General features: G+C 41.8%; 17 protein-coding genes and 1 other RNA gene. 2 read left to right on the plus strand and 16 right to left on the minus strand.

The window, feature by feature from the left end; translation table 11 throughout:
* Positions 1 to 19: 19 nt before the first annotated feature.
* From ypfB to gmmB, 14 genes are all read right to left on the minus strand, one after another.
* Positions 20 to 196, minus strand: coding sequence for a hypothetical protein (ypfB, locus tag BSU_22900; protein ID NP_390171.1), 177 nt, complete (start codon positions 194 to 196; stop codon positions 20 to 22).
* 44 nt (positions 197 to 240) lie between these two features.
* The gene (gene dgrA, locus BSU_22910) at positions 241 to 894 is read right to left on the minus strand and encodes a cyclic di-GMP receptor (RefSeq protein NP_390172.1); all 654 of its coding nucleotides are present in this window, start codon (positions 892 to 894) and stop codon (positions 241 to 243) included.
* A gap of 92 nt (positions 895 to 986) precedes the next feature.
* Positions 987 to 2339 carry a spore germination membrane component gene (sleC, locus tag BSU_22920; protein ID NP_390173.1) on the minus strand — a complete coding sequence of 451 codons (1353 nt, stop codon included), beginning with the start codon at positions 2337 to 2339 and terminating at the stop codon, positions 987 to 989.
* Between the two features lie 34 nt (positions 2340 to 2373).
* Positions 2374 to 3291 carry a spore germination cortex-lytic enzyme gene (gene sleB / locus BSU_22930; RefSeq protein NP_390174.1) on the minus strand — a complete coding sequence of 306 codons (918 nt, stop codon included), beginning with the start codon at positions 3289 to 3291 and terminating at the stop codon, positions 2374 to 2376.
* Positions 3292 to 3429: 138 nt separating this feature from the next.
* Entirely contained in the window at positions 3430 to 4086 is a 657-nt protein-coding gene (gene prsW / locus BSU_22940; protein ID NP_390175.1) for a protease required for RsiW anti-sigma(W) degradation, read from the minus strand.
* A gap of 119 nt (positions 4087 to 4205) precedes the next feature.
* Positions 4206 to 5180, minus strand: coding sequence for a putative bacillithiol biosynthesis thiol disulfide oxidoreductase (ypdA, locus tag BSU_22950; protein ID NP_390176.2), 975 nt, complete (start codon positions 5178 to 5180; stop codon positions 4206 to 4208).
* A 108-nt stretch (positions 5181 to 5288) separates the two neighbouring features.
* Positions 5289 to 6572: a cryptic glutamate dehydrogenase (active after removal of a 9 bp insert) gene (gudB, locus tag BSU_22960; RefSeq protein NP_390177.2), complete on the minus strand. Its 1284-nt coding sequence runs from the start codon at positions 6570 to 6572 to the stop codon at positions 5289 to 5291.
* 155 nt (positions 6573 to 6727) lie between these two features.
* A complete protein-coding gene (gene mecB, locus BSU_22970) occupies positions 6728 to 7312 on the minus strand; it encodes an adaptor to ClpC; regulator of competence and sporulation (RefSeq protein ID NP_390178.1) in 585 nt (194 codons plus the stop codon).
* A gap of 158 nt (positions 7313 to 7470) precedes the next feature.
* Complete coding sequence (ypbG, locus tag BSU_22980) at positions 7471 to 8250, minus strand: putative phosphoesterase (protein NP_390179.1); 780 nt, start codon at positions 8248 to 8250, stop codon at positions 7471 to 7473.
* Positions 8251 to 8335: 85 nt separating this feature from the next.
* Positions 8336 to 8779, minus strand: a complete 444-nt coding sequence (ypbF, locus tag BSU_22990; protein NP_390180.1) for a hypothetical protein — start codon at positions 8777 to 8779, stop codon at positions 8336 to 8338.
* Between the two features lie 62 nt (positions 8780 to 8841).
* Complete coding sequence (gene ypbE / locus BSU_23000) at positions 8842 to 9564, minus strand: putative enzyme possibly involved in cell wall turnover (protein NP_390181.1); 723 nt, start codon at positions 9562 to 9564, stop codon at positions 8842 to 8844.
* Positions 9515 to 10084, minus strand: a complete 570-nt coding sequence (gene ypbD / locus BSU_23010) for a conserved membrane protein of unknown function (protein ID NP_390182.1) — start codon at positions 10082 to 10084, stop codon at positions 9515 to 9517. The genes ypbE and ypbD overlap by 50 nt, the downstream gene beginning before the upstream one ends.
* Before the next feature lie 59 nt (positions 10085 to 10143).
* A complete protein-coding gene (recS, locus tag BSU_23020) occupies positions 10144 to 11634 on the minus strand; it encodes an ATP-dependent DNA helicase (RefSeq protein NP_390183.1) in 1491 nt (496 codons plus the stop codon).
* A complete protein-coding gene (gene gmmB / locus BSU_23030; RefSeq protein NP_390184.1) occupies positions 11627 to 12685 on the minus strand; it encodes a subunit of the platform for genome maintenance machinery in 1059 nt (352 codons plus the stop codon). Before gmmB ends, recS begins: the two co-directional genes overlap by 8 nt.
* A 265-nt stretch (positions 12686 to 12950) precedes the next feature.
* On the opposite strand from gmmB, the gene fer reads away from it, so the two are divergent.
* Entirely contained in the window at positions 12951 to 13199 is a 249-nt protein-coding gene (gene fer / locus BSU_23040; protein NP_390185.1) for a ferredoxin, read from the plus strand.
* A gap of 39 nt (positions 13200 to 13238) precedes the next feature.
* Here fer and fmnP read toward each other — a convergent pair whose 3' ends face one another.
* Positions 13239 to 13811 (minus strand): FMN permease, encoded by a 573-nt coding sequence (fmnP, locus tag BSU_23050; RefSeq protein NP_390186.1) that lies wholly within the window; start codon positions 13809 to 13811, stop codon positions 13239 to 13241.
* An RNA gene (gene fswB, locus BSU_misc_RNA_78) (flavin mononucleotide riboswitch) lies at positions 13803 to 14110 on the minus strand. The genes fmnP and fswB overlap by 9 nt, the downstream gene beginning before the upstream one ends.
* Positions 14111 to 14307: 197 nt before the next feature.
* On the opposite strand from fswB, the gene serA reads away from it, so the two are divergent.
* Entirely contained in the window at positions 14308 to 15885 is a 1578-nt protein-coding gene (gene serA / locus BSU_23070) for a 3-phosphoglycerate dehydrogenase (protein ID NP_390188.2), read from the plus strand.
* Positions 15886 to 15925: the final 40 nt, after the last annotated feature.

Genomic DNA, 15925 nt, shown 5'->3' on the forward strand with positions numbered 1-15925 from the left:
GTGAAAAATTGATGAATAATTAATGTTTGAAGGTTTCAATCCTATTGTTTTCCTCCATTTTATCCACCCCTTCATATTGAATCACTTTTGATACGTATGGTTCAATATGCTGATAGTGAAAAAGAAATTGGACACCAAGTAAAATGATGGCCTGAATGAACAATAATTTGATCAGCAGCCGTTCAAATGTTTTCATTGGAGCACCTCCATTACAAATAGTATGGAAGTGTTTGCCGATGTTTATTCCATTCGGGCCTTTCTTCTCTTATTTAACTGGCGCCTGATGCAGTATTGAAGCAAAGCCTGCTGGTCACCTGCTGCAATTTCTGAATACTCTAAAGTCATTTTTCGTTTTTCTGACTTGGGGTCATTAAAGATTCGTCTGACAACTGCTTCTGTTTCTATTTGACGTGTGTGCTCCTCTTCAGGAAGACGGATGATCAGGCGCAATGATTCCCCCGATTGAAAAGAAAGGCCATCAGCTAAAACCACGGCGATGCCGCCTGCACTGATGTTATAGGATAGTGTGCGGATCTCTTCTTCATTTCCCGGCTGAATTTGCACATCTAATACCGCATCAGTTCTTACATATTGGCGGCGCTGGATTCTTTTCATTTTTTCACGGGGAGGCATTTCAAGACAGATCATTTGAAGTTTGTCCTTCACTTTACCTTTTATACGGCTTATAAAGCGATAAGGAACTTCGTCTTTTCCCACAAACTCTACCGTTACTTCCATATCGTTATGTAAAATCACAGTTCGCCCTGTAACTACATCAACAGGATACGCGATCAAAAGTTCATTGTTTTCGATGCTGACCGCCTTGCTTTTTGCCTTTTTCAATTCATTTTCTTCTATATATTCTAAAAGTACATTTTCTCCAATCTCTATCATTGACTTCACTCTTTCGCATTCAATATACTCACGTTTTTATTAAAGCACGTAATGAAAAAAAGGAAAAGACATTTAGTCCTTTCCTCCTGTTTTTATAGGTCTTTATATATAGGTTCTGCATTTTTTAGTTTTTCAACCTTTTCTTCCGATCCGTCTTTGGCATTGATATACATTCTGAATGTGTCATTTTCAATTGTCCCAAGCATTTCGTAGCATAACACTTCTTGACCTAGTTCATTTGTAATCAAAGCGAGCCTTGTTTCTCTCACTTGTACATTTTTATTTAATTTAGACTTTGCCTCTGCTTCAGTAATTGCAGGCTTAGGTATGGTTCTTTTTCTGTGAGATGTGAGGAAGTCTCTTGCTGAAAAGCCGACAACCTCACCGTCATCCAAGGCCACTTTCATACGAATTGCCTCGGGGTACATCCGGACTTTATTTTCAACAGGAACATATGAAAATACACCGATTTTATCATATTGGGCACTTTCATCAATTTCCAAATCATCTGTTTCAAATCCGTTTTTCTTTAAAAATGCAAGCGCTCGGTTCGATCCGTCATTTAAACTGATTTTCTGATCTTTCACTTCTCTGTTTTGGATCAAGTATACCGGATGCCCGCCCTTCTTCGTAATATCCATATAAATCACTGCTTTATGGTCTGGGTCTTTCATGCTGATGCTATATACATCGCGATTTGTTTTTTTTCCGCTCTTTACCACTTTAATTGAATAATTGTCATCTGGGGCAAAGCGCTCAGCAATTTGTTTTGCTTCCTGTTCGGAAATTTGTTTTCCCTTCAGATGGCTGAAGCCTTTCTCTTCTTTTTTCGTACTGGTGAAACTCGGGCCAAGATCAGTGCCAGTGGAGAATGCACCAACATTTTTTTCGACTGTTTTAAAGCTGTTGATAATCGTATTATCACTTTGTTTTTCGTCAGAAGCCAGAGCCATTTCTACGTCCATCCAGCGAAGGTTTTTGCTCATGACAAGGTGCTGAACATGACGCAATTCATTTTGTATATCTTCGGACTGCTGATATAGCTTATTTAGTGATGTATACTCGTTTTTATCAAGCGGCTTTTGGTCCAAATCTCTGACTGACGTTTTATAGCTGAAATCGCCGATCTTTGATAATAGCTCTTCAGTTTTATTAAACGGCATTAATGTAAGCGGCAGCTGACTGACGCTGTTATGAGCTTCTGATGTAATCCTCCACACATCGATCAATGCAGGCGACAGTGATTTTTGGCTGTTCATGGCAAGTGTTGTTCCGATTTTATCATGAAGCTGATCCACCTGATAGGTAAGCTCATGAAACGCCCGCTGATAGTTATTTTCAGCATGAAGAAGAACTGCGTCTTTTTCCTGGTGTTCTTTGTATCCCCAGTAGCCTGTACCGACTATTGCAATACCAAGCACGGCGATTAAAATTCCTCTGATCATTTATCACACCTCTTTTTATGCTTTCTCATATCTGCTACTCACAGAAAATGTGTTTACCGATTCTTTTAATCTGCGGACGCCCCCAAATCCACGGACTTGTAGCCGTATCCGGATTAAAGTAGTAAAGTGCTTCCTCTGATGGGTCCCAGCCATTGATGGCATCCAGCACTGCTTCTCGTGCCGTTTCATTCGGCTGCATGTAAATTTGTCCGTCGGCTACTGCTGTGAAGGCAAGCGGCTCAAAAATAACCCCCGCTACTGAATTTGGAAATAACGGGCTGTTCAAACGGTTTAAAATGACTGCTGCAATAGCAACCTGCCCCTCGTACGGCTCGCCCCGGGCTTCGCCATAAACCGCTTGAGCAAGCAGCCTGATATCGTTGTTGGAAAATCCACCAGGCATGTTCGCTGCTACCGCATCCTGTTTTCTTGCTTTTGCTGGTGTATTGTTTTGCTGTTTATTCGCATTCGCTTTAGGCTTCTGCGTTGTTTTTTCCGCAGGCTGTTTCTGCCGTGCTTCTGCTTGTTGTCTTGCCTTTTGTGTTGCTGCTTTTGATGGTTTCGTCTGATACTTTAGCGGAATTTTTCCGTAATGCGTGAATGTATTCCCTTTATTGAGCTGTTCCATGACATATTCACGATAGTATTTTGATTTACATATTAAGGTTTGCTTTGTTTTAGCTCCTACAAGGCCGTCAACCTCTTTTAACCCGAATTGATCCTGAAAATTTCGAACTGCCCAGTACGTCCCCCATCCATAAACCCCGTCAATTTTTCCGTTATAATATCCGTTGTATTGAAGACGCGCCTGAAGCTCGACCACATCATCCCCTGTTGCCCCTCTTTGAATGACCTGATTCGAAAAGGCAGAGATCGTTTCAGTATTAATAAACGTCGTTATTGTAAAGGAAAAAAGGATGAGACATGCCATAATCGATCCTTTGGACTTCATCTTTTCAAGCCTCCTACTGCAAATTTTTAAGTGTAATCGTATTTTCTGTAACGAGGTTATTTTTATACACTCTTTCCTTGTTATCCCTCAGAACATAAAAACTGCACACAAAAAAGCCGCACGGTTGCTGTGCGGCTTCTATACTTGCATCATATTAACGGAACGGGCTTTTTTCGCTTTACGCAAACCAAACCACCATAAAAATACCATAAATGGAAGCATATAATAAATCCAATTGCTAAGCGCTGTTAGGATAAAATCATATGATCCATGCAAAAGGGATGGGACAACTAAAGAAAGAGTAAGCCACTTTACACGCGCCTTATCAGCGGAAAAACGGGCTTTTCCAAGGTAAAATCCCATTATAACGCCAATCAAGGCATGGCATGAAACAGGCAGCAGCGCCCTGACAAACGCATGCTCCACGCCGTGGCCAATTAAATAAAGAATATTTTCGAGGGTTGCAAAACCGAGTGATACACTTGCACCGTACACAATCCCGTCATAATGCTCATCAAAGTGGGCGTGCGGGTAAACACTGATCATCAGTATAAACCATTTTAATGATTCCTCCAAAAACCCCGAAGATAAAAAAGAAACGAAAAAGCTTCCGCCTCCTACATTCTCTTTTTCAAGTACATACTGGATAAACATGATGGGAAATACAAGAACAACCCCGAGAAAAAACGACCGTAGCACCATATGTACAGGTTCATTATCATACTGATCTTTTAAATAAAAATAACTTAATAACGCGATGCCGGGGGCAATTCCTGCAGAGATGATTGCAAACATCAGGCAACCTCTTTCCTTTATATTCCTACATCTATCCTACCATGTTGTTTAAAATTTTACATCTGTCTGCACTTAAAAAAACAAAAAGAGCATACGAATGCATCATATGCTCCTCATCTTTAATGGTTTTCTCTTTTGGCGATTTCCGCTGCGATATGCCCCCCGTGAAACCTGCCGTTTTCAATAAATATTTCATTTGCATTGTTTCCCGCAGCAATAACACCGGCAATAAAGACACCTTCAACGTTCGTTTCCATCGTTTCTTCGTTGAAAAATGGACGCCCTGTTTCTTTATCAATTTCAACACCAATTTTTTCAAGAAATTGATGATCGGGATGATAGCCTGTCATGGCAAATACAAAATCATTTTTAATGGTAATGAGTTCTTTCTCTCCGGAGCGAAACACAACTTCATTCTCGGTGATTTTTTCGACACAAGCTCCAAATTCCATACGGATTGTACCGTTTCTGACGAGAGCTTCAAATTCCGGCAGAATCCACGGCTTAATGCTCGGAGAATACTCATTGCCCCTATATAAAACTGTGACACGCGCCCCAGATTTCACGAGTTCAAGGGCGGCGTCCACGCTTGAATTTTTCCCGCCGATGACAACAACATCTTTATCAAAATACGGGTGGCCTTCTTTAAAATAATGAAATACTTTCGGCAAATCCTCACCGGGTACGCCCATATAGTTTGGATGATCATAATAGCCTGTGGCGATGATACAATATGGCGTCGTGTAGGTCTCTTTTGACGTCTCAATAACGAATGTGTTATTTTGCGTTTTCGTCACTTTACGCACCATTTCAAACGCATTAACACGGATGTTTTTCCGTTTAACGACTTCCCGGTAATACGATAAAGCCTGAATTCTGACAGGCTTCCTGTTCTCTGTAATAAATGCCACATCTCCGATTTCGAGCTTTTCACTTGAACTGAAAAAGGTTTGATGCGTCGGGTAATTGTAAATACTGTTAACGACATTGCCTTTTTCGATGACGAGGGCATCAATGCCAATTTGTTTTAGGTGAATGGCAGCAGATAGTCCACAAGGTCCTCCGCCTATAATAATTGCTTTTTCTTGAATCATTTCTGTCAACTCCTGCGATTGGCATTTCACTTCATATTTTCTATTTCCGAATAAAAAAATCTCCTATTTTATCATAGGAGATTTTTTATTTTTATGCAAATCATCAACTTATATCCAGCCTCTAAAACGCGAAGCTTCAGCCATTTTGCGAACGCCGACCATATATGCAGCGAGCCTCATGTCAATTCTTCGGTTGTTAGCCATTTCGTAAATATTGTTAAATGATTTGACCATCATTTTTTCTAATTTTTCTTCTACCTCTTCTTCACTCCAGTAGAAGCCTTGGTTATTCTGAACCCATTCAAAATAAGAAACTGTTACGCCACCGGCACTTGCCAGCACGTCTGGTACAAGCAGAATGTCCCGGTCTGAAAGAATTTTTGTTCCTTCAAGCGTTGTTGGTCCGTTCGCTGCTTCAACGACAATTTTAGCCCGGATATTATGGGCATTTTCTTCTGTAATTTGATTTTCAATCGCAGCAGGAACGAGAATATCACAATCCAGCTCCAGCAGCTCTTGGTTGGTAATGGTATCGTTGAAAAGCTTTGTTACGGTACCGAAGCTGTCGCGTCGGTCGAGTAAATAATCGATATCAAGGCCTTCCGGATCATAAAGTCCGCCATACGCATCTGAGATGCCGACAACTTTTGCCCCCGCATCATGCATAAATTTTGCCAAATAGCTTCCCGCGTTTCCGAAGCCTTGGACAACGACACGCGCACCTTTAATATCGATGCCTCTCTTCTTAGCCGCTTCTTTAATACAGATGGTAACACCTTTTGCTGTCGCAGATTCTCTCCCGTGAGATCCGCCAAGCACAAGCGGTTTGCCTGTAATAAATCCAGGCGAATTAAATTCATCAATTCTTGAATACTCATCCATCATCCAAGCCATGATTTGTGAGTTTGTAAATACATCCGGTGCCGGCACGTCTTTTGTCGGGCCGACAATTTGGCTGATCGCTCTGACATACCCTCTGCTCAGACGCTCCAGCTCTCTAAACGACATATCCCTTGGATCACAAACAATTCCGCCTTTACCACCGCCATATGGAAGATCAATTATGCCGCATTTTAAACTCATCCAAATTGAAAGCGCCTTCACCGCCTTCACCTCTTTTTCTGTTACGTTCGGGTGAAAACGTATCCCGCCTTTCGTTGGACCGACAGAGTCATTGTGCTGCGCACGATATCCTGTGAAAATCTTTACTGAACCGTCGTCCATACGAACAGGTATTTTTACCGTTAATAATCTCATCGGCTCTTTTAACAATTCGTATACCTCTTCGGGATATCCCAATTTTTCCAGAGCCTTATGTATTACGGTTTGGGTTGATTTTAATACATCAAGTTTGTCCTCTTCTGTATGACCGGTGTTTCGATCGGCTGCCATTTGAGTTAACCTCCTAGAATCTTCTGTTTCTCACATGCTCCCTTTCAGAGAATAGTATACACCTTCATATGATCTGTGCATAGAATAAACGTTATGTTTTTCCATGTTTTTTAACGAAAAAAAACTGCTGAAATCAGCAGTTTTCCGTTGCATTCTTATGAAAAATGAGTTTGTATCGTTTCTACGGCATTACCGTCCATAATGAGCTTACCATACTCTTGCAGGCGATAAATCGTTAAAGTTGTCGGATTGCCGTATTCAGCCAGAACCGCCACAACCCCTTCAGCCGTATGTGACCCTAGATCTTCAAGGCTTAAAAAGTACTGCCCGTCATAGTGGTAGACAGTTCCCCCTGTGATACCGATTCGCTGTAAGCTTTCTGAAAGCTGAATGATATCTTCAAAGGAATGGAATTGATATATGATGTCCGCGCTTTCATCAAGCTTGACTTGCATTTCGATGTAATCATCATCATACTCATCGTCTTCTGAATCGGCGTCTTGGTTCTTTGTTACAATCACGACCATCCCTTGTGCTTGGAGAGAATACACTTCCACTGCAATCGGTCCATTCGCTTCAAAGCCGAGCTCTGTATTTGCTTCATTCATCATATCTTTAAATAACTGGTGGACTTTAAATGAGTCCTTCCAGAGGTCTTCTTTTGTCAATCCCCGGTCTGTCAAATCATCGAGGGTTAAAAAGATTTTGATCTTATTATAATTCAGACGCTCAAGCCGCATAACGTTCCCTCCTGCCTCTACTTGCACACAAATCATATAACACATTATATGAGATGATGAGTCATAGGTTCTTAATTGTTATCAGTTTACACTGAGTTCACTAGTAAGACAAGCACAATGCAGTTTTTATTGCCATACGGATTTTTGCTTTTTAGAAGTTATTCTGGCCCGCAAAGAGTCACAATGTGAGTTTCAGGCTCAGCACCTAAACGAAGAGGCACTTTTGTCGTGCCGTAGCCGTTGCTGATCAGATATGCCGCGTTTTTAACAATACCTGTTTTCCCCAGTTCATAAGGACCGAATTTTCCAAACCTGATCTGGCCTCCATGGGTATGTCCGCTGAGTATCACATCAATACCGTCATCTTCATTGATTTGTTCATGAATCTCCGGATTATGGCAAACCAGAATATTCAGCTGGCTTTCATCAAGTTCTTTGATGGCTTCCTCATAATGATCCATCTCCATCCTGATATCATCAACCCCCGCAATCGCAATCGTATGCCCATTGTATGAAAACGGGACTGACTCATTTCTCAGAGTGATGACGCCGTGCGCTTTAAATATGGAATACAGCTTATGCTGCCTGACTTCATAATCATTATTCCCCCACACAAACACGATAGGGACCCCGAAATGTACGAGCCTTTTGATGTTTTCCTCGATTCTCGCACTGGGCACCCCGCCCTCAGCTAAATCACCGCCGATTATAACCAAGTGGGGGGCATGGCTTCGCGCTTTTTCTAAAAGGTCTTGATCGATGAGACGTTTGTGAATGTCTGAAATAAAAAAGATTGTCAGAGGCGGCTTGCCCTTCATCTTTGATAAAGGAAACGTATGTGTCTTCAAATGATTGCCTTTTGCTGTTGCATACATTTTTGCCGTCATTGCCGCTGCCGCAACAGTTAGTACACCGGCAATTTTCACTGATAGCTTCATAAAAAACTCTCCATTCTTTTTAGAACTTATCAATAAGACGGACAATAAAAAAAGACGTTTCTATCGTTTGAGAAAACGCCCCATTTTATTTACTTTCAAAATATAGATTAATGTCATATTTGTGCTTCATCATATGAAAAACAGACTCTCTCGCCTTCCATTTATCGGGCTGCGGCCAGAGATCAGTGCTTTTCTGAATAATTTCACATCTCAGTTTATGGAAATCAGTCTCGGATTTTTCTTCCTTTTTCTTGAAATAATATGAAGTGCAGTAGGCAAAAGCGGTTGCCAGCATCCAAAATAAATAAAAGGTATGGCTAAGTATTTCTTGAAGTATAAGCTGAGGCTCCGGGCTTTTGATCATGATCATAACACATAATAAGCCTAGGCAGATAAGTGAAGCCCATCGCCATCTGCGGCATTGTGCTGCATAATTTTCGAATTTTTGTTTTCGTTTTACCAGCGCTTGGAGCATCTGTTTGGTCGGCGCGTCTGTAAACTGATCCAGCTGATTCCATAAGGATTCCATACGCTTCACACCTTGTCCATTTTCATTGCTACAATATATGAACGTAAAATAAAAATAATACCCTATTCATCCATTAAAGGGATGTCCAAAACTTGTCCGGTGTAAACATCATTTCCATTCAGATGATTATATGCTCGAATTTTTTCTTCTCCTGTCCGGCTTTTATAATACTTCATGGAAATGCGGTATAGCGTTTCTTTCTTTTGGACGGTGTGCTTGACAACGCGATTCGGCACATTTTGAACTGGCTCAGCTGGCTGTTCTTGCTGTTGTACTGTTGATTGGGAAGAGGAAGCAGCCGCGGCGGTTGCTTCCTCCTTATTTGGCGAGTCTTCTTTTTCCGCTACAGCAGTCTGTTTCTTATCAGCAGCTGTTTGCTCTTTTGGCTTGGAATCTTCTGGCTCTTTTTTTGACTCCTTCTGCAGTGCGGTTTCTTTAGTGTCTGCGGTATCGTTTTTATCCTCTGATTTCGGGACAACCTCATATTTGCTTTGGCTGCTGTCAATAAAAACATCTTCATAATCGTCATGATTATCCGGGTGGCTCTTTAGATAAAATAAGGTGACTAAAACGATAACCGGCACAAATACAAATATTACTGCGAGTACTGTGAATAATGGCGTTTTTGTTTTGCCTTGCTTTTTTTTCTGTTCTCTTTGATTTTTTACAGATTGTCTTGTCGGAAGGCTTTCTCCATCATCGACATAATCGTCCGCCAATGCGGCGTTTTGATCTTCATAAAGATTCTGGGCTTTTCTTCTCTCTACTCTCGACATGTTCGTCATGTTTATCCCTCCTCACATGTTCAAAACGAATCTGACAGGCAAACACGGCATCAATGATAAAATGCGCCGTCATCGGAACAAATAAGTTGCCGGTCCATTCATACATCAGACCGAGCAAAAAGCTGATTGCTGTCACCATAATAAATAACAGCCATTTTGACAAATACCGAAAGTGCAGAGCGGCAAATATAAGGCTGGCCGTCCATAAACCGATATGAGTCTGCAGCACTCCTCTGAATAACATTTCTTCCGCGAAAGCAATCAGAAGCGTTAAAAATATAATATGAGGGATTGACCTCTTACTGAATATTTTTTTATTGATTCCGCCGTCATCATATAAATGAGACGGAAACCATTTCATTACTGCCATATCGGCTAAAATAACAATAACAGCTATAGAAACACCATACCAGATGATTCGCATATCGCGAATGTCCCAGAGCTTTAATACGTCCCGTACATCCTCAAAAAAGAACAGTCCTGCTGCAGCAGCGGCAAAGATGATGAGTAGCTGCGTCAAATATAACTGCTTCAGCATATCATGGTCAGTCATATGCTGAATATAATCTTTTTGCTGTTTCAGTTCAGCTCACCTACAGTCTGCAAGCTGAATATCCGGTGCAATTCCGAACTCCAGCTGTCTAATGGCGCCATTTTACTCCGTTCCCCTTTTTGTTCATACAAGGATAAATCAAAACCGCAATGTGAACAGCACGGGAGGTTTCCGTCATCAGGCTCGTATGATTCATCAAAGTAGGTTAACAGTGCCTGCCTTAAACAGCCGTCACGCTGAAGCAAAAATGATACACGGTGCATTTTTTCCAGCTTCAGCTCCATGCGATATGAAATTTCTTTCTTCATCAGTTCAACTGATGTTTTTCCCTGCATAAAGAGATGAATCATCATACGGGCCTGTGTCTCTCCGACGCCATACTGAAGTAATACGTCACGCAGCCTTCTCTCATCCCGCTCCTCCGTCTTCTCTAGCACACGGATTACGTCGGCGATTTCTTCAGCTGTGACACTCTCCATCTGGATAATTTGTTCCTGCAATTCAAAATCCCCTGGCGCCCGCAGCAAAATGCTGACACTCGGCTTTCCGTCGCGTCCCGCTCTGCCGATTTCCTGCATAAAAGCTTCTGCCGTCTGCGGGAGATGAAAATGAATCACATATCTGATATCAGGTTTATCGACACCCATTCCAAACGCATTCGTACAACATATCACATCAAGCTGGTTATGAATAAACTGCTGCTGAATTAAAATCCTGTCCCCTGACTCCAAACCGCCATGGTAAAAGTCGGCTCTGCTGCTCGTTTTGCTTTTAATTTCACCCGCTAATTCCTTAGCCCATTTCCGTGTTGGACAATAAACAATTCCCGGACCTTGCAGGTTTTCAACCAGCTGAATGACCCTATCTATTTTTTCGGCAGTATCCGCCGCATTTTCAACCCTCAGTGCGATGTTTGGGCGGTTGACTGAGTTGAGATGGCGTACAGCATGCTGCAGCTCCAGCAGGTTCATGACATCTTGCAGCGTTTCCTTTGTAGCCGTGGCGGTCAATGCCAGAACGGGTGGGTGTCCAAGTTTTTTTCTCAGCTGTCCGAGCTTTGAATAATCAGGCCTGAAGTCGTGTCCCCATTCAGAAATACAATGCGCTTCGTCAATAACAAATAGGCTAATCGGAACGCTTTTCAATTTTTCCAATACATATGGAGACTGTAAAGCTTCAGGAGACAAGTACAAAAATTTATATCGATGAATATGTTCTAAAACAAATTGTCTTTCCTGCCTGTTAAGCATGCTGTTCAAAGCTGCAGCACGCTTTTCCCCCCGGGCTTTGAGCTGCTGCACCTGATCCTCCATTAAAGAAAGCAGTGGAGAAACGATTAATACCATGCCATCAAGCATATAACCAGGCAGCTGGTAGCAAAGCGATTTCCCTCCCCCAGTCGGGAGCATTGCAATGGTATCCTTCCCGCTGAGTATGCTTTCAATAATGTCCTGCTGCCCTTTTTTAAAGGAAGTAAAACCAAAAAACTGATATAACGTTTGCTGTAATTTAGTCATATTGCTGCACCTGCTTTGTCAATGCCAGTCTGATTTGAAAGTAGCTGAACCGCTGTTCCAGCCCGTCGCGAATTTGTTTGATTTTATTCGTCCGCATCCGTTTGGCAAACTCTGCGATTTGAAGCTGGTCTTCTGCTGATACATAGTCATTAATCATAAACGCAGGCTCATGGAGAGAAATCTCGACAATGTGGTCTTCAATCGTCGCTGTTTTCAGCTTTCTGATTTCAGCAATTCGCTGTATCGGAAACCCTTGTTTGACCATCTGCCATGTTTTCCTCGTCGACTCTGTCAGGGCATTATCTAAGTGCACATCAGAAAGGAGATCCTTTAACAAAGCATCTTCACACTCCGGAAGAGAATGAATAAAATAATGTACCGAAGCCCAAAACATGATATAGACATACCATTCGTCTTCTTTCAGCGTATCAGCAAGCTGCCTGCTCGTATAACCGATCCGATGGTGCGAGGTTAAGGAGTAGACAAAAATTTGCGCTGCTTTGTTTTCAATCTTTTTCAAATGCGCCTCAAGCATGGCAAAAAGGCTTTTTGCCATCTCTATATGATCCGTATGCCGGGACAGGTATTTCTTTACCCAGTGAAGTGTCTTATGATCCTTTGTGACAGGGATATACTGCCTGCTCCCTTGCTGTTTATGGGATAGGACCTGCACAAGCAGCGAAAGCCTTTTCCAAAGCACGCCGGCAGCCTGCTGATAATGAGCGCCGTGACAATGAACGGGCCAAGGCCGCTCGCTAAGGGCATGTCTCAAAACTGCTGCGCCGCTGGCTGTCACTTTGTATGTATCTGATTCAGACATTGGCGCGAGATATGAATGCTTTTCAAGCTTGTCAAGCGACGCAGAAATATCGCTTCTCGAACATTTTGCCGCCATTCCAAAGTATTTTGCAGTCTGAAATAAGCCGGCATCTTGAATGGTCTGTGACGATCTCTTGCCTTTGAATAGGTGAAAAACAGCGCTTCCCGACCGTTCCCCGTTTATTTTGCAAAGACAATCGAGAACCATAATATCGAAGTAATTTAATGACAACCTATCCACCTACATTCTTCCTGACAAAAATCGTTGATTTGCTCTTTTTATTTTAACAGATTTCAAACAGAAATCGACGTTTAAAGTCATCATTAAGGGGGATGTTATGTAGATAACCCCTTATGTGATAAGCATTCTCAATCATTTTTCTGTTGAAATGTGGCAGCAACATCATTACAATAAGTAAGAGGAATAGGTGTTAAATTGATTAAATATAAAGATTGATCCATTTGTTCCACCAAGAACAATCTGGGAGGTTTTATTCATGGCAAAGTACACAATCGTAGACAAAGATACATGTATTGCATGCGGCGCTTGCGGAGCTGCTGCACCAGACATTTACGATTACGATGATGAAGGCATCGCGTTCGTAACGCTTGATGAAAACAAAGGTGTTGTCGAAGTTCCTGAGGTACTGGAAGAAGATATGATTGACGCATTTGAAGGATGCCCTACTGATTCCATCAAAGTGGCGGATGAGCCATTTGAAGGCGACCCGCTTAAATTTGAATAGAAGTAACTAAAAAAAGCTCCCGAACGGGAGCTTTTTTATTTAATGGATATGTGCACTTCGCTGCTGCTCAATCCATGGCTTAAGCTTGATAAAAATTAGTGAGAATACAACCGTAATTACAATACCTTTTATCATGTTAAACGGCAGGATACCTGCGACGACTGCTGTTTTTAGCGCGCTGTCGGATAATGCCGGTGAATGTAAAAACCACGTGTATGCCGGAAGAATCAGAACATAATTTAAAATACTCATTAAAATGGTCATCGCTGCAGTTCCCAAAAGCAGGCTGACAGCCAAGCCCTTTGCTGAGTTGAGTTTTTTAAATAAGAAAGCAGTCGGTAATATAAAGAGTGTTCCTGCAATAAAATTCGCAACTTGCCCTACAGGAACTCCGGCCATGCTTCCCTGAATGATATACTGAAGAACATTTTTTATCGCTTCTACGGCAATACCCGCCAAAGGTCCGTAAATCAGAATGGCAATAATTGCGGGAACGTCGCTAAAATCGATTTTTAAATAATCCGGAAGACCCGGAAACGGGAAATTTAACAGCATCAAAACAAATGCAATGCTGCTCAGCATGCTGACCACAACTAATTTTTTTACTTTCACTTCATTCTCTCCTTTTCGATCACATCTTACTCGAAAACGGAAAGGTTCTTTTCCAGCCAATAAAAAAACCGCTTCATATATAAAAGCGGGGTTTCGAAAATTAGGCTAGGCAAAGAAACGTTTGAAAAATTCAATTTCAAAACGCTTATGAACCTCCATCTTCTCCCATCCAGACTGTACTGTCGGCTCCGGAATCTCACCGAATCCTGCTGTAAAGACAGCTCGCGGGCTTAGAGCCATTGGCTCATCACCGCCGGTAGGGAATTTCACCCTGCCCCGAAGATTGATCATATGAAATTTAATTACATTATAAACGATAACTGGTTGGCTGTATAGAGAATTGCTTCAAATTAAATATATTACCTGCAAGCTGTCAGATCATTGATTTATTAGGCTTTACTTTTATCCTTTACTGCGTCAATACACGTTGACACTCTTTTGAGAATATGTTAAATTATCAGATATTTAGTTTGTCAATTTAGGAGGAAATCTAACGATGTTTCGAGTATTGGTCTCAGACAAAATGAGCAACGACGGTTTACAGCCACTTATTGAATCAGACTTTATTGAAATCGTTCAAAAAAACGTAGCAGATGCAGAAGATGAATTACATACTTTTGATGCTCTTTTGGTGCGAAGCGCGACAAAAGTAACAGAAGACCTTTTCAACAAAATGACTTCTTTAAAAATTGTCGGAAGAGCCGGTGTCGGTGTCGATAATATCGATATTGATGAGGCTACGAAACACGGGGTAATCGTGATCAATGCTCCGAACGGCAACACCATTTCGACAGCTGAGCATACATTTGCAATGATCTCTTCTTTAATGAGACACATTCCGCAGGCTAATATCTCAGTGAAATCCAGAGAGTGGAACCGCACAGCTTATGTCGGTTCAGAGCTTTATGGAAAAACGCTTGGTATTGTAGGATTAGGCCGAATCGGAAGTGAAATTGCACAGCGTGCGAGAGCGTTCGGTATGACTGTGCACGTTTTTGATCCTTTCTTAACGGAAGAAAGAGCGAAAAAAATCGGCGTAAACAGCCGTACATTTGAAGAAGTGCTTGAAAGTGCGGATATCATTACCGTTCACACGCCTTTAACAAAAGAAACAAAAGGCTTATTGAATAAAGAAACGATTGCAAAAACGAAAAAAGGCGTTCGCTTAATTAACTGTGCGCGAGGCGGAATTATCGATGAAGCAGCACTTCTCGAAGCTTTGGAAAACGGGCATGTTGCGGGAGCAGCGCTTGACGTTTTCGAAGTCGAACCGCCAGTTGACAACAAACTTGTTGATCATCCATTAGTCATTGCCACTCCTCACTTGGGAGCATCAACGAAAGAAGCACAGCTCAATGTCGCCGCCCAAGTGTCAGAAGAAGTTCTGCAGTTCGCAAAAGGCCTGCCTGTCATGTCAGCTATCAACCTGCCTGCCATGACAAAAGATGAATTTGCTAAAATTAAGCCTTACCATCAAATTGCAGGAAAAATTGGCAGCCTTGTATCACAGTGCATGAAAGAACCAGTACAGGATGTTGCCATTCAATATGAAGGCACAATTGCTAAACTTGAAACATCGTTCATTACAAAAGCCCTTCTGTCAGGCTTTTTAAAACCGCGCGTAGACTCTACTGTTAATGAGGTCAATGCCGGGGGTGTCGCAAAAGAACGCGGCATTAGCTTCAGTGAAAAAATTTCCTCTTCTGAATCTGGATACGATAACTGCATCAGCGTAAAAGTGACAGGAGACCGCAGCACCTTTACTGTAACGGCTACGTATATTCCTCATTTCGGAGAACGAATTGTCGAGATCAATGGATTTAATATTGATTTTTATCCGACTGGTCACTTGGTGTATATCCAGCATCAAGATACAACAGGTGTCATCGGCCGAGTAGGACGTATTCTCGGAGATAATGATATTAACATTGCAACTATGCAGGTTGGCCGTAAGGAAAAAGGCGGAGAAGCCATCATGATGCTTTCCTTTGACAGACATCTGGAAGATAAAATTGTGAAAGAACTAACAAATGTCCCTGATATTGTGTCTGTGAAGCTCATTGATCTGCCATAATTAAAAAAACTCAAGCTATATAGCTTGAGTTTTTTTATTG

Origin of the sequence: Bacillus subtilis subsp. subtilis str. 168 (assembly GCF_000009045.1) — a bacterium.
In the GTDB taxonomy this organism is placed as follows: Bacteria; Bacillota; Bacilli; order Bacillales; family Bacillaceae; genus Bacillus; species Bacillus subtilis.